Origin of the sequence: Nitratireductor aestuarii (assembly GCF_014641695.1) — a bacterium.
GTDB lineage: Bacteria > Pseudomonadota > Alphaproteobacteria > Rhizobiales > Rhizobiaceae > Chelativorans > Chelativorans aestuarii.
This window is the reverse complement of sequence record NZ_BMIF01000011.1, coordinates 87,273-100,791: the sequence shown is the minus strand read 5'-3', so window position 1 is coordinate 100,791 and position 13,519 is coordinate 87,273. Positions and strand designations below refer to the sequence as shown.

Genomic DNA, 13,519 nt, shown 5'->3' with positions numbered 1-13,519 from the left:
GTTAGTGGGCCGTCACAGGGACAGCATCCACCAAAAGACCTCACAAAAACAAGAGCTCGTCATGAAAGATCTGGAATTTCCGCAGCCCGTCACGGTTCTCGTCGGCCTTGGCTTCGTGCGTTCGGTCACCAATGTGTACGACGCATTTTCATGTCTTCGTGAAGTGCCAGCCGAGCAGCAGGATGAAGTGCATGAGGCGGCCGTTGATGCCTGCCGCGATGCGATGAGCGGAAAGTGCCCGGCGGAAGAGGCGTGTGACGTGTTCATCGCCTATGCGCGCCGGCGCCACATCCTTGTGGAAGATCACCTGGCGATACAGGGCACTGCGGCAGCAGAGCTGACCGCCGCCTAAAGGGGCTCCAGCGATTACGGTGCTGCCGTAAGCAGCACCCTTCAGCCGGCGAAGGTTGCTCACAAAAAAATCGACGGGCAATGTGGCGCAGGCTTCGGTTTCGACTTGCATCACAAAATGCTCATGGTTATAAGCCCGCCATCTGGTCACGGAGTGTAGCGCAGCCTGGTAGCGCACCTCGTTCGGGACGAGGGGGTCGGAGGTTCGAATCCTCTCACTCCGACCAGCTGGTCAAAGGCTTAGCTGACCAAATCTCCCGACAATTTACCCTGCAGCTAGAGTGAAACTACCCCTTGGGGCAGGACGCAGCGCTTTACTTAGCGCGAAGCCGCTTGACCTCTCATAAGCGAAGTTTCGAGGTCATGTCGGAAACCGTCCTGTTCATGCGTCCTTGGGAATGTCTGCCAGGGAGACGTTCCATGACGCTACTCACGGGAAAATCCTCATCCGCCATCGTTGCGGTGACCGACATCGAGCGGGCGAAGCGATTCTACAGCGACGTGCTCGGCCTTCAACTTCTTGACGACGGAATGGAGGGCGTATTGGTCTATAAGACCGGTGCGACGCATCTCGTTGTCTATCCGTCGGATTTCGCCGGTACAAACCAGGCCAATGCCGTGGTCTGGGATTGCGGAGCGGACGTAGTCACCATCGCGGCGGAGCTTGCCGGCAAGGGTGTGGCGTTCGAGCACTACGAAATGGATGGCGTGACCTACCGGGATGGGGTGCATGACGCCGGAAGCTTCAAGATGGTGTGGTTCAAGGATCCGGATGGGAATATTCTGCATCTGAACAGCGCGTGACAGCAGCGGCACGGAGGAAGCCAATGGCACGACTCATCTATGCATTGAACGTGTCGCTCGACGGCTATGTCGACCATGATGCCTTCGCTCCTGATTCGGCGTTGTTCAGGCACTTCATCGAAGACGTTCGCGGACTTAGCGGCATGGTCTATGGCCGCCGGATGTATGAGGTCATGCGGTACTGGGACGAGGAGCATCCCGAATGGGATGAGGCTGAGCGGGAATATGCCGAAGCCTGGCGCAGCCAGCCGAAATGGGTCGTGTCAAACACGCTGGACAGCGTCGGGCCGAACGCAACGCTGATCAATTCTAATGTCGAGGATGAGGTCGCCAAGCTAAAGATTAGGCTCGACGGAAACGTGGAAGTCGCGGGGACGGTGCTCGCTGCAAATTTAGGCGATGCCGGTCTGATCGATGAATATCACCTCTACCTGCATCCGGTCGTAATTGGCAGCGGCAAGCCTTATTTCACGCGGCACCGCCCACCATTGAAGCTGGTGAACAGCGAGATGATGAGCGGTGGTGTGATCAGGCTTAGCTACGTGCCAGCGGAACGAGGGATTTAGGCAAGACTGGTCAGTTAATGCAGGGCTACTTCTGCTTGTCCTTGCGGGGAAGGTCGGGGAACATGCCCCATTCGACTGCGGAGCTGCACCAGATCTGCTGGGTCGGTGCGAGTTGCTTGCGCTCGTTGATCGAGCCCCAGCGGATGCCCCAGGGACGGGCATCGACGTCTTCGTCGCTTGCGAAGAGCGAGGAGCCGCATTCCGGGCAGAAGTACATGAGGCGCATGGTGCCGCTGTCCGCCTGCCGACGGTAGATCTTGGGCTCGCCCTTGATCTCGATGTTCGAGCGGGGCGTGGAAACAGTGACGCGGAACGGGGAACCCGTCAGGCGCTGGCAGTCATCGCAGTGGCAGACCGTTACTGGGGTGGGTTCGACCTCAGCCTCGTAGGTGATGTTGCCGCAATGGCATTGACCGTGGATCCTCATCAGTTTCCCCCTTCAGAATTGGCCAATGCCTCGAAACGCTGCGGCAGAAGCGGCTCGCAGGTGATCGCGGCATCGTTGAAAATCTGCTGGAGGATCTTCGGCAGGACGAGAGGTCTCTCAGCAGCCTTCGGATAGATCGTGGAGCCAACCAGCGTGCCGTAGCGCTTGAGCTGCTCGTTCCGTTCTTCAGCAATGCGCGCCTGGAGCGTGCCGGAAGCAATGCTGCGCAGCACTCCGCCCTCCGCCTCAATGCGCTTGTATTCGTCCCAGCCACGGTCGCAGTAGCGCTCAACAAGGCTATCAACGAAGTCGGATTGGGCAGAGATCAGTTCCTGGGCACTCGTTTCAAAGCCCTGGACGAGGCTGGTGTTGAGCGCGATCCGGCGGGCGTCTGCCTCGGGCAGCGTCAGCGGGATCGTATGGGGGAGAACGGAGATCGAATCGGCACCACCCACGGCAGCGGCAAAGGTCGCCATGGTGGTGCGGACGATGTTGGTCTCGACATCGCGGGCGCTGAGCATGCGGAAGGATGTTTCCGCATGGATCGGGACCGGCTGGGGCTCGATGCCATAGTCGCGCAGCATCCGCGCCCAGAGCAGGCGCAGGGCACGCAGCTTTGCCGTGGAAGACAGAAGGTCCTGGTCCATGCTGGTTGCGAAGCCCAGATGCGGCATGGCGTAGACCGGAGGCTGGCGGGCGTCCTCGAACATTTTCAGGTAGGAGGAGGCGGAGGCCAGCATGATGCCGAGCTCCTGGGTCTCGCTTGCGCCAGCGTTGTGATAAACGCGGCCATCGGCTTCCAGCAGCACACCCGGCAGGGACAGAGCGAAGAAGCCGCCCAGCGATTGGGGCAGGGATGCTTCCAGCGCCTCAAGCGACATGCGCAGCTGGCCGGTGCCCACGAAGAGTGATGCAGGATCGACGCCGAAGGAGAGGTGGACGCCCGTCGGGTTTACCTGCTTTTCCTGGAACAGCTGCGCCAGCCAGTCGATGGACGCGCGGCTCTGGGGGTGAACGTCGACGCGCAGGTGAACGCCCTGGAGCGGCACGTCCGCCAAAGCGGCACGCAAGCCCTCGATATTCGAGGGCAGGCCGAAACCGAAGGCGTTCGGCGCTCCGGCAAAGACAAGCGAGAGGCCGTTGGCGCCGTTCTTGAGGTCTTCGGTCGCCTGGGCGGTGGCGCGGGCGGGATCCGGGTCATCCACACGCTGCATCACGCGCCAGCGGATGGACCGTTCCGAACCAGCGGCGGGTGCAGCTTCGCTATTCGACGGATCCAACGGCTTGGAGACAATTTCCAGCCCGTGCTCACCTGCGGGAGCTGGAGAATCCGATACTGTTGGTGTCGAGGAAGTCATCTCATCCCTTTCCAATTGTCGCCAACGGGAAACAAATCCGTAGTTTATGATGGGCGCTCGCCGGCGGCAATGCCAGCTATTGAATACACTAAAATGAGTTAACGAGTGCAACGTTGCAATCGGGGCACAGTACGAGATCGTTGCGGTGACTTCATGGCGCCGGGAAGGCGAGGGCAGGCTCGGGAAAAAACCAGCAGGCTCCGGGTGGGGGAGGCGTTGCCAGACCGGACAAGCGCTGGCTATACCTTAAGGAAACCGCAGTCTCCCGGAAAAGGAACCAGCGAATGGACGCCGAAAACAGCATCTTTCTCGGTGCAAGCCGCAATCCAGACGATACTTATCAACAGGCTGAGAGGCTGCTGCTGCGTTACGGGAACCGGCACGGGCTGATCACCGGTGCGACGGGTACCGGCAAGACGGTGACGCTGCAGGTGCTGGCGGAGAGCTTTGCCGACGCGGGTGTGCCGGTGTTCTGCGCCGACATGAAGGGCGATCTCTCGGGCATTGCAGCTGCCGGAGAAAGCAAGGATTTCCTGCACAAGCGGTCGGAAGAGGTGAAGCTCGAGAACTACAGCTTCCGCGAAGCGCCGGTCATCTTCTGGGATCTTTTCGGTGAACAGGGGCACCCGATCCGCGCAACGGTCTCGGAAATGGGGCCGTTGCTGCTCTCGCGGCTGATGGATCTCACCGAGGCGCAGGAGGGCGTGCTGAACATTGCCTTCCGCATTGCGGATGAAGAAGGGTTGCTGCTTCTGGACCTGAAGGATCTGCAGGCGCTGCTCGCTTACGTGGCGGATAACGCGTCGCAGTTCTCCACGCGCTACGGTAATATTACGAAGCCTTCCGTGGGTGCGATCCAGCGGTCGCTCCTGGTGCTGGAGGGGCAGGGCGGCGACAAGTTCTTCGGCGAACCGGCGCTTCACATCTCTGACCTGATGCGCACGACGCGGGATGGCCGCGGGTACGTGAATGTGCTCGCTGCTGACAAGCTGATGATGAAGCCGAAGCTCTACGGCACGTTCCTGCTGTGGCTCCTGTCGGAGCTGTTCGAGGAACTGCCCGAGGTTGGCGATCCGGAGAAGCCGCGGCTGGTGTTCTTCTTCGACGAGGCGCATCTGTTGTTTGATGAGGCTCCCAAGGCGCTTCTGGAGCGGATCGAGCAGGTGGTGCGCCTGATCCGCTCGAAGGGCGTCGGCGTTTATTTCGTGACCCAGAACCCGCTCGACGTGCCGGAAACGGTGCTGGCGCAGCTTGGCAACCGTGTGCAGCATGCCCTGCGCGCCTATACGCCGAGGGAGCAGAAGGCGGTGAAGGTGGCGGCGGAGACCTTCCGACCCAACCCGGCCTTCTCGTGCTATGATGCAATAACGACGATGGGGACCGGTGAAGCGCTCGTCTCCGTGCTTGAGAACAAGGGTATCCCTTCGATCGTCCAGCGGACGCTGATCCGGCCACCCTCATCGCGAATCGGTCCGCTGACACCGCAGGAGCGGCAGGCGATCATCAACACAAGTCCGGTGACGGGGGTCTATGATCGGATGATCGACCGGCACTCTGCCTTCGAGATGCTGCAGCAGCGCGCCCAAGAAAGTGCACGGGCCGAGGAGCGTGCGCGCCAGCAGGAGGAAGAAGAGGGCACGTCGAACAGGACCGGCTGGACGCTGCCGGATTTCGGCGGTTCCAGCAGCCGGACGACGACGAAGCGCTCAAAGAGTGGTGGCGGTGGCTACCAGCGACAGACGGTTACCGAGACGATCGTGAAGTCGGTCGTGCGGACCGTCGGCACCACGCTTGGCCGCGAGATCGTTCGCGGCATCCTGGGAAGTCTCAAGCGCGGGCGATAGGGCGGAAAAAAAGGCGGCTTGCGGGCCGCCTTTTCGTTGGTTCGGAGCGAACCCGGTTAAACCGAGCGCAGGCCGCTTGTCACGACGACCGGCGTACCCTCGGGCACGCGATCGTAGAGATCGATCACATCCTGGTTGATCATGCGAACGCAGCCGGATGAAACCGACTTGCCGATGGACCACCATTCCGGTGAGCCGTGGATGCGGTAGAGCGTGTCCTTGCCATCCTCATAGAGGTAGAGCGCGCGGGCACCGAGAGGGTTCTGCACGCCCGGTTCCATGCCACCAAGCCACGTGTTCGTCTGCTTGTCGTAGGAGGCGCGGTACTTCTCGAGGTTCGGCTGGCGGTCGATCATTTCTGCCGGCGGGAACCACTTGGGCCACCTGGACTTGCGATCCACCTGGGCGCGACCTGCCCATGCGAAGCCATCACGGCCGAGGCCGACGCCGTAACGCATGGCGCGGCCACCGTAGCCGACCAGATAGAGGAAGTGGGACGCGGTATCCACGACGATCGTTCCCGGACGCTCGCCAGTCGGGTCTGCGACCTCCTGACGGAGATAGCGGCTGTCGATCTTGTCCACCGGAACGGCGGGGATGTTGTGGGTCTCATCGACCATTGCAGCATACATCTGCTGCGGCGTGCCGATGTTGACGGGTGGCGGGGTCACCAGCGGGGTGGGGCGCTGTGCGACAACCTTGCTTTCGCTGCTCGGTACGTTGGCGCAGCCGGAAAGTGCAAGTGCGGCTGTGCCGGAGCCGAGCGCGGAGAGAAACGCGCGTCGTGAAATAGGGGAGGATGCGTCGAATGCGGACATTCTTCTCGGTCCAAAAGAATTATGAAGGGAGACATAACTTATGAACAGCGATGAAGCTGAAAAAACGCCGTTATGCAAGCACGCTTCAGGCAATGTTGACATCAGACTACCTTATTCGGCGCGTCCGAACCACATTGACTTCAATGCTATTGCCTTTTTGCAACGGTCGTTGCGGTTAAGCTACGGCGTAAGCCCACTCAGGGAGGGGAGGATGAGGTCCGGCGCCTGCGCCTGGTACTCGTCCGGCTCGTTGGTGCGGTTGATCCACACGGCGCGGAAGCCATAGTTCCTGGCACCCGCGACATCCCACCGGTTTGAGGACTGGAAGGAAATGGCTGCAGGGTAGAGACGCCAGGCGGTGCTGACCATTTCATATACCTGGGCGGCGGGCTTGAACCTGCCAACCTGATCGACCGAGAAGATGTCGTCGAGAAACCCGTCAATGGCGGAGTTGCGGACTGCGGATTGGAGCATGTCCATCCGGCCGTTCGAGAGGATGCCGACGCGGTGGCCGGCGTGCTTCAATGCCGAGAGGACGGTGGGAACTTCGGGATAGCAGTCCAACTGCCAGTAGGCCTCAAGCAGGTTGTCGCGCTGGCTCCGGTCCGCAGAGGGAACCTTCTTGAAGGCATAATCGAGCGCGCGTTCGGTGAGGTTCCAGAAGTCGGTGGGTTCACCCATGAGGGTGCCGACCCAGGAATATTCAAGCTGCTTGGTCCGCCAGATCTCCGACATGCGCTGACCGTCCGGTCCAAGCTTGGCCGCGTGGCGGCGGACGGCGGAGTGCACGTCGAAGAGGGTGCCATAGGCATCGAAGATGAAGGCGGAAGACTGCATGGCACGGGCTCCTTCGGGGAAGGTAGTTCAGCCCATTCCCGAGGAGGGGTCAAGAAGGTAGCCCACGGTGCTTTGCCGTCTCAGCATTCTGTTCCTTGGGAGGCGCTGTAAACCAACGGATCGCAAGGATTGTGCGATGGAAGATCGTGAAATCAGAGTCGTACCGGTGGCAAACGGTGGAAGATCACTATATTGGAGATGGGCGCATTCGACGTCCACTCGTGGAACTGTTAAGACACCGCGCGGTGGGATGACCGCCCTTGGCGGTGTCATCCCCAGTCCGAGTACGAGTTGCTAACGTATCTAAAGAAGGGAGAGCAAGCATGGCTTTCGAACTGCCGGATCTGCCCTACGACTACGAGGCTCTGCAGCCTTTCATGTCCCGGGAGACACTTGAGTATCACCACGACAAGCACCACAAGGCGTATGTCGACACCGGCAACAAGCTGGCTGCAGAAGCAGGGATGGACAATCTCTCTCTGGAAGAGATCGTCAAGCAGTCCTACGGCAAGAATCAGCCGCTCTTCAACAATGCTGGTCAGCACTTCAACCACCTCCACTTCTGGCGCTGGATGAAGAAGGACGGCGGGGGCAACAAGCTTCCCGGTGCGCTGCAGCAGGCAATCGACAGCGACCTGGGTGGCTACGACAAGTTTCGCGCAGACTTCATCAACGCTGGCGTGACGCAGTTCGGTTCGGGCTGGGCATGGGTTGCGTTCAAGGACGGCAAGCTTGAGATCATGAAGACGCCGAACGGCGAGAACCCGCTCGTTCATGGTGCTACGCCGATCCTCGGTGCCGACGTGTGGGAGCACTCCTACTACATCGACTACCGTAACGCGCGCCCAAAGTACCTCGAAGCTTTCGTGGACAGCCTGATCAACTGGGACTACGTCCTGGAGCTTTACGAGAAGGCTCGCGGCTAATCCGCTTTTCCTATTTCGAAGTGATAAAGCCCGGTCTGAAAAGGCCGGGCTTTTTCGTTATTCACAAGGGGGATAGCCGTTTAGCCTCTCACAAAGGATTGATTCCAGAGTGTGCACTTTTTTGGAGAGTTGCCGGCAATGATGGTTATCTTGCACCGTCAACTTTTTGGAGATTCTATATGAAGAAGCTATTGACGTCTGCTTTTGTGCTCATGCTGGCTGGGGGGACAGTTGCTGCTCAGGACGATCCGGTAAAAGCGAGGCAGGCTTTGATGGCCGCAGCGGCGGGAGCCGCCGGCATTGCCGTTCCGATGCTCAAGGGTGAGATGGACTATCAGCCCGCTGTCGCAAAAGCGGCAATCGCTACCTTCTATGGCGTTTCCACGTCCGCGCATGCGTTCTTCCCGGAGGGTTCCGGCGCGGACACGAAGGCTGCCCCGAAGATCTGGGAAGATCCGGCAGGATTCCAGGCAGCGTTCGACAAGTTCCAGGCGTCCGCCGAGGCTGCATTCAAGGCATCTGGCAAGGATGGTCCTGCTGACCTGAAGGCGTTCCAGCAGGCGGTAGGTCCGGTGCTGCAGAACTGCGGCGCCTGCCATGAAAACTACAGGCTCGAGTAGGGTCTGATGCGTGGAGTAATCTTTGCCGGCGCGGCACTCGTGGTTATCGCGGGTGCTGCCGGCTGGTTGCTGACGGCGGCAAGCCCGCTCGAAGCCTCGGCTCTCTCGGGGCTGCAGCCGGGAGAGGCGGCGCGCGGCGAGGCGGTGTTCTGGGCGGGAGGCTGCACCTCCTGCCACGCCAGGACAGGTGTTGAAGGCGACGCGCAGCTTGAGCTTGGAGGAGGGCTTGCGCTGCGTTCCGACTTCGGCACATTCGTTGCGCCGAACATCTCTCCGCATCCGACGGATGGCATCGGCTCGTGGAGCGAGCTCGACTTTGCCAATGCGATGATGCGGGGCGTCGCGCCCGACGGCAGCCACTACTATCCGGCGTTTCCGTATACGTCCTACGCGCGTATGAGCGAGCAGGACGTGGTGGACCTATTTGCCTACATGAAGACGCTGCCGCAGGTTGAAGGTCGCGCGGGTGAGCATGACCTTTCGTTCCCATTCTCGGTTCGCCGGGGCGTGGGCCTGTGGAAGATGCGGTATTTTTCGGAAGATCCGGTGGTGGATCTGCCTGAGGATGCCGATCCGAAGGTTCTGCGCGGGCAGTATCTGGTCGAGGGACCGGGGCATTGTGGCGAGTGCCACACGCCGCGCGACTTTGGCGGCGGACATGACAAGAGCCAGTGGCTTGCCGGTGCTCCTTCCATGGAGGGCAGCGGCCGCATCCCGAACATCACGCCAAGCAAGGATGGTATCGGCGACTGGAGCGAAAGCGACATCGCCTACTATCTGGAGAGCGGTTTCACGCCAGACTTTGACTCTGCTGGTGGCGAGATGGCCAAGGTCGTGCGCAACCTGGCCAAACTCACAGCAGAGGATCGCGAGGCCATTGCCGCGTATCTAAAGGCTGTTCCGGCGAAGCCGTAGAGGGCAGGCAAATGCGCATTCCCCTCGTAGTTCGACAAGCTCACTATGAGGGGAAAGAGACGTTTTACGCAGCAGAAGCTGCCGCCCCCACAGCCTTGAGCATGAAGGCGTAGTAGAAGGCAACTTCCTCAAGGCGCGAGAAGCGGCCGGCAGCGCCGCCGTGACCTGCATCCAGATTGACCCGGAAGAGGATGGGGTTGCCGCTCGTCGTCTTGTCGCGCAGGCGGGCGACCCACTTCGCCGGTTCCCAATAGGTGACGCGTGGATCGGTTAGCCCTGCAAGGGCCAGAAGTGTCGGGTAAGGCTGCTCCGCAACGTTGTCATAGGGCGAATAGGCAAGGATCGTGTCGTAGTCCGCCTTGCTGGTGATCGGGTTGCCCCATTCCGGCCACTCGGGCGGTGTCAGCGGGAGGGTATCATCCAGCATGGTATTGAGGACATCGACGAAGGGCACCTGAGCCACGATGGCGCAGAAGTCCTGCGGTGCCATGTTGGCCACGGCGCCCATCAGCATGCCACCAGCAGAACCGCCTTCGGCAACCATGCGGTCGTGGCTGGTGTAACCTTCCTTCACAAGATGACGGCCGCAAGCGATAAAATCGGTGAAGGTGTTGGTCTTCTTCGCGCGCTTGCCGTTTTCGTACCAGTCCCAACCCTTTTCCTTGCCGCCGCGAATGTGGGCGATGGCGTAGACGAAGCCGCGATCGACGAGCGACAGGATGTTGGTGCGGAAAGAGGCAGGGATCGAGATCCCGTAGGAGCCGTAGCCGTAGAGCAGGCAGGGGGCGGAGCCGTCGAGGTTCAATCCCTTGCGGTAGACGAGCGAAATCGGCACCAGTTCCCCGTCCGGCGCGGGAGCCATGAGACGGCGGGTTACGTAGTCTTCCGGATTATGGCCGGAGGGCACTTCCTGTGTCTTGAGCAGCGTGCGCTCGCCGGTGCGCATGTTGTAGTCGTACTGCTGCTCGGGCGTTGTGAGCGACGAATAGGAGAAGCGGATCACTTCGGTGTCGTATTCCACCGCGCCAATGAGGCCCAGCGAATAGGCTTCCTCGTCAAAGGCGATGGTCTCTTCGTTACCGGTCTTGCGGTCGCGCAGGATGATCCGCGGTGCGCCATCCTTGCGCTCCAGACGGACCAGGAAATGCTCGAATGCCTGGATGGCGATGATGAGGCGACCGGCCTCATGCGGGACGACTTCGCGCCAATTTTCCGGACGGGGATCTGACGCGGGGGCTGACATGACCTTGAAGTCCTTGGCCCCGTCCGCATTGGTGAGGACGAAGAACTCGTCGCCTGCAGGCTCAAGATCGTATTGCACGCCTTCCTGACGCGCTGCCACGAGCTTGGGCGAAGCGGCCGGATCGTTTGCAGGGATGAGCCAGTTCTCGCTGGTCTCGTGATCGTGGAGCGAGACGATGATCCAGTCGTTCAACGGGCTGTCATCGACGCTCATGAAGAAGCCGGGCTCATCGTTTTCGAAGACGAGGCGGTCTTCTGAGGACTCGGTGCCGATCTGGTGGAAGAAGAGTTTTGCCGGACGGTGGTTTTCGTCGAGCTGGATGTACCAGAACCCACTGCCGTCCGCGCTGAACGCGCCATCGCCGCCGGTGCCTTCGACCAGGTCAGACAAGTCGGCAAGCGTTGCGGCGTCGCGAATGCGGATCGTGTAATATTCGGAGCCCTTGTCGTCATAGCTCCAGAGGATGCGTCCGTGGTCCGGCGAGGGGTCGACCGCGCCGACCTGGAAATAGGCCTTGCCCTTGGCCAGTTCGTCGCCATCGATAAGGATGCTCTTGTCGCCACCATTGCGGGGTGTTCGGAAGTAGCGCGGGTGCTCGCCGCCTTCGCGGAAATCCGCGCCATAGGCGTAGGGGCCGTGCTTCATTGGTACCGAGGAATCGTCCTCCTTGATGCGGCCGCGCATCTCGGCGAAAAGGGTCTTCTGCAGATCCGCGGTGTCTGCCATCTGTTCGGCTACATAGGCGTTCTCGGCCTCAAGATGCTGACGCAGAGCCGGATCAAGCACGGACGGATCGCGCAGTACTTCCTGCCAGTTCTCTGCCCGCAGCCAGGCATATTCATCGGTACGGGTGTGACCGTGATGGGTCGCTGTAACCGGGCGCTGATCGGCACGGGGGCCGGGAATGTCGAGGAACCGGACTGAAACTGCCATTGAGAGACTCCGAAGGTTCTGATGCTGACGCGGCCCCGGGACAGACCCCGAGCGCGCCCGCACCTCAAGTGGAGACTGCTCTAGCACGGGGGCGAAAGCATGGACAATCAGTTGCCGGTTAATGAAGGCCGAAAGTCCGGAGCTCCCCAATGCAGTATGTTTGTCTTGGCCCGTCGGGTTTCGCGCGGTTCATAGTGCCTGCAGAGTGCTGCAAGTGCCGTCTTGAGGATCAGCTTGGCCGAACGTGCGGGCCAGCCGCGCTCCGCTTCCACCTGTTCGATGCCCTTGAGAAAGCAGCAGACATCAACCAGCGGGCCAGCGAGCTCGGGCCCGATGGCTTCGAGCGCGTTGTCGACCCGGATGCGGGCACCGAGGGCGGCGTCGGTGAGGTCACCGTAACGGTCGCCGCCGCCGCGTCCACCACTGGAGACGGGTGCTTCCCAGTTCGCGCTCATGCGGGGCATCATCTGGCCCCGGGTATAGTCGGCGCGCAGACGTTCTCCGGCCAGAAATTCCTTTTCGGTCAGGAACGGCTTACCGTTTCGGGTCTTGCGCCTCGCGAGTTGCGCCAGGGGGGATTCCGCGCGGTTGACGAGCAACGATACATAGCCGTCGTTCGTGCGGAACGTGGCGAAGTCCAGATCCATGTGCTGGTCGCGGTAGCGTGTGTCGTCAGGTAGATCCTCCTTGGCGGATGAAGACCCGAGAGACGTCAACTCAACGCGGTCGTCAATTCTGGCAACGAGACCATCGGACAGAAGCAGCTCCAGTATGGAACTTTCAACAGAAATGGTGGCGCGATCGCTACCGTTGAGAAGAAGAAGGGCCGGTGTCGCGGCCCTTTCTATGGTTGCTGCCCCGGAAGAAAGATAGCGGAGGATCCTGAGGCGCTGACGGCGATCTCGTTCAGGAGACGCTTCGCCCCCAGTCATTCCGAACCTCCCAGCTGTTGGCGGAATGCTATTGCCGTGATGCGCTCGGTCATGCGCACGATCTGGTCGAACTCGGCGTCGTCGCGCATGTCTTCGATCAGGTGACAGGCGTGCATGACCGTCGTTCTGTCACGCCCGAAGCCACGTCCCACTTCGGCCATGCTCAGACCCATGTTTACATGAGTAACGTACATGCCGATCTGTCGTACACGAGATATGCTGGTCGATGTTCGGCCTGGTTGCCGTAGTTCGCGTCCGCTTACGTTAAACAAAGCTGATAGTATGTCGAGTACACACTCGCAGATGTCAGAAATCCGTTCATCATTAACCGAGCTAATTTTTCTCGGAAAAGTTGTAGTGGACGGTTGATTTTCCTGCGGGTTTTCTGCCTGAGCAACGCAGGTATTCGCTCTCATCGCAATCGCTGTCACGGAACGCACCCTCCACAAGTGAATGGGATTCTTATAGCTTGATGCGTATTCGAGGTGAACAAATAAAGAACTACCGTAACCGTCCTGCTCTTGTAGCATTTTGATTCTCCTCACGATTTTATTTTCTCGAACAGCGTGTGTGAGGGAATATGTCCCCTACCTATGGTTGTATTGCAAACTTACTATTCATAAACAAGGAGTAGGGGATGGATATCATATACAAAGAGATAAATGAATTCACCAGGCAACAGGAGTACAGGGTAAGCGCTGCGCGGCAGAACGCTGCCCTGTTTTTGACGTGCGGGATCGACCTCGCGGATGCCATGGCTCAGCGGGGCGAAGAGCGAAAAATCACCATCATCAGGCTGGGAAGACTTCTTGAGCGGGAGCGTCTGCGAGGCATCCGCCGGCACTGGAGCTACGATCTCAACCGCCACATAGCGCTGAAGCAGGCCTACGAGACCCTGGCTCGCAACGATGCCAGTTCCTGCTGACCGAGGCTCTCAAATCCAGA

The 13,519-nt window shown here is 60.2% G+C and carries 15 protein-coding genes and 1 tRNA gene; 9 read left to right on the top strand and 7 right to left on the bottom strand.

Going from position 1 to position 13,519, the window contains the following annotated elements; translation table 11 throughout:
- Nucleotides 1-61: 61 nt before the first annotated feature.
- The 4 genes from IEX27_RS16525 to IEX27_RS16510 all read left to right on the top strand — a co-directional run bounded on the left by IEX27_RS16525 (nucleotide 62) and on the right by IEX27_RS16510 (nucleotide 1,721).
- A complete protein-coding gene (locus IEX27_RS16525; RefSeq protein ID WP_188722188.1) occupies nucleotides 62-352 on the top strand; it encodes a DUF982 domain-containing protein in 291 nt (96 codons plus the stop codon).
- Between the two features lie 149 nt (nucleotides 353-501).
- A tRNA-Pro gene (locus IEX27_RS16520) sits at nucleotides 502-578 on the top strand.
- Nucleotides 579-771: 193 nt separating this feature from the next.
- On the top strand, nucleotides 772-1,155 hold the full coding sequence (locus IEX27_RS16515) for a VOC family protein (RefSeq protein ID WP_188722187.1): 384 nt from the start codon (nucleotides 772-774) through the stop codon (nucleotides 1,153-1,155).
- Between the two features lie 23 nt (nucleotides 1,156-1,178).
- Nucleotides 1,179-1,721: a dihydrofolate reductase family protein gene (locus tag IEX27_RS16510; protein WP_188722186.1), complete on the top strand. Its 543-nt coding sequence runs from the start codon at nucleotides 1,179-1,181 to the stop codon at nucleotides 1,719-1,721.
- Between the two features lie 25 nt (nucleotides 1,722-1,746).
- On the opposite strand, the gene IEX27_RS16505 is transcribed toward IEX27_RS16510, so the two are convergent.
- Nucleotides 1,747-2,148 carry a GFA family protein gene (locus tag IEX27_RS16505; RefSeq protein ID WP_188722185.1) on the bottom strand — a complete coding sequence of 134 codons (402 nt, stop codon included), beginning with the start codon at nucleotides 2,146-2,148 and terminating at the stop codon, nucleotides 1,747-1,749.
- Nucleotides 2,148-3,506, bottom strand: a complete 1,359-nt coding sequence (locus IEX27_RS16500) for a methylmalonyl-CoA mutase family protein (RefSeq protein ID WP_188722184.1) — start codon at nucleotides 3,504-3,506, stop codon at nucleotides 2,148-2,150. The genes IEX27_RS16505 and IEX27_RS16500 overlap by 1 nt, the downstream gene beginning before the upstream one ends.
- Before the next feature lie 284 nt (nucleotides 3,507-3,790).
- On the opposite strand from IEX27_RS16500, the gene IEX27_RS16495 reads away from it, so the two are divergent.
- The gene (locus tag IEX27_RS16495; RefSeq protein ID WP_188722183.1) at nucleotides 3,791-5,350 is read left to right on the top strand and encodes a helicase HerA-like C-terminal domain-containing protein; all 1,560 of its coding nucleotides are present in this window, start codon (nucleotides 3,791-3,793) and stop codon (nucleotides 5,348-5,350) included.
- 56 nt (nucleotides 5,351-5,406) lie between these two features.
- Here the strand turns inward: IEX27_RS16495 and IEX27_RS16490 are convergent, their stop codons facing one another.
- Both IEX27_RS16490 and IEX27_RS16485 read right to left on the bottom strand, forming a co-directional pair.
- A complete protein-coding gene (locus tag IEX27_RS16490; RefSeq protein WP_188722182.1) occupies nucleotides 5,407-6,168 on the bottom strand; it encodes a L,D-transpeptidase family protein in 762 nt (253 codons plus the stop codon).
- Nucleotides 6,169-6,348: 180 nt separating this feature from the next.
- A complete protein-coding gene (locus IEX27_RS16485; RefSeq protein ID WP_188722181.1) occupies nucleotides 6,349-7,005 on the bottom strand; it encodes a haloacid dehalogenase type II in 657 nt (218 codons plus the stop codon).
- Between the two features lie 323 nt (nucleotides 7,006-7,328).
- Here IEX27_RS16485 and IEX27_RS16480 point away from each other — a divergent pair, with 323 nt between their 5' ends.
- From IEX27_RS16480 to IEX27_RS16470, 3 genes are all read left to right on the top strand, one after another.
- Nucleotides 7,329-7,931, top strand: a complete 603-nt coding sequence (locus tag IEX27_RS16480; RefSeq protein WP_188722180.1) for a superoxide dismutase — start codon at nucleotides 7,329-7,331, stop codon at nucleotides 7,929-7,931.
- Between the two features lie 179 nt (nucleotides 7,932-8,110).
- A complete protein-coding gene (locus IEX27_RS16475; protein ID WP_188722179.1) occupies nucleotides 8,111-8,551 on the top strand; it encodes a c-type cytochrome in 441 nt (146 codons plus the stop codon).
- A 6-nt stretch (nucleotides 8,552-8,557) separates the two neighbouring features.
- Nucleotides 8,558-9,466: a cytochrome c gene (locus IEX27_RS16470; RefSeq protein ID WP_188722178.1), complete on the top strand. Its 909-nt coding sequence runs from the start codon at nucleotides 8,558-8,560 to the stop codon at nucleotides 9,464-9,466.
- A 64-nt stretch (nucleotides 9,467-9,530) separates the two neighbouring features.
- Here IEX27_RS16470 and IEX27_RS16465 read toward each other — a convergent pair whose 3' ends face one another.
- The 3 genes from IEX27_RS16465 to IEX27_RS16455 all read right to left on the bottom strand — a co-directional run bounded on the left by IEX27_RS16465 (nucleotide 9,531) and on the right by IEX27_RS16455 (nucleotide 12,990).
- The gene (locus IEX27_RS16465) at nucleotides 9,531-11,642 is read right to left on the bottom strand and encodes a S9 family peptidase (RefSeq protein ID WP_188722177.1); all 2,112 of its coding nucleotides are present in this window, start codon (nucleotides 11,640-11,642) and stop codon (nucleotides 9,531-9,533) included.
- Between the two features lie 107 nt (nucleotides 11,643-11,749).
- A complete protein-coding gene (locus IEX27_RS16460; protein ID WP_188722176.1) occupies nucleotides 11,750-12,574 on the bottom strand; it encodes a DUF6456 domain-containing protein in 825 nt (274 codons plus the stop codon).
- The gene (locus tag IEX27_RS16455; RefSeq protein WP_188722215.1) at nucleotides 12,571-12,990 is read right to left on the bottom strand and encodes a helix-turn-helix domain-containing protein; all 420 of its coding nucleotides are present in this window, start codon (nucleotides 12,988-12,990) and stop codon (nucleotides 12,571-12,573) included. Before IEX27_RS16455 ends, IEX27_RS16460 begins: the two co-directional genes overlap by 4 nt.
- Before the next feature lie 221 nt (nucleotides 12,991-13,211).
- On the opposite strand from IEX27_RS16455, the gene IEX27_RS16450 reads away from it, so the two are divergent.
- A complete protein-coding gene (locus IEX27_RS16450) occupies nucleotides 13,212-13,499 on the top strand; it encodes a cytoplasmic protein (RefSeq protein ID WP_188722220.1) in 288 nt (95 codons plus the stop codon).
- Nucleotides 13,500-13,519 lie beyond the last annotated feature (20 nt).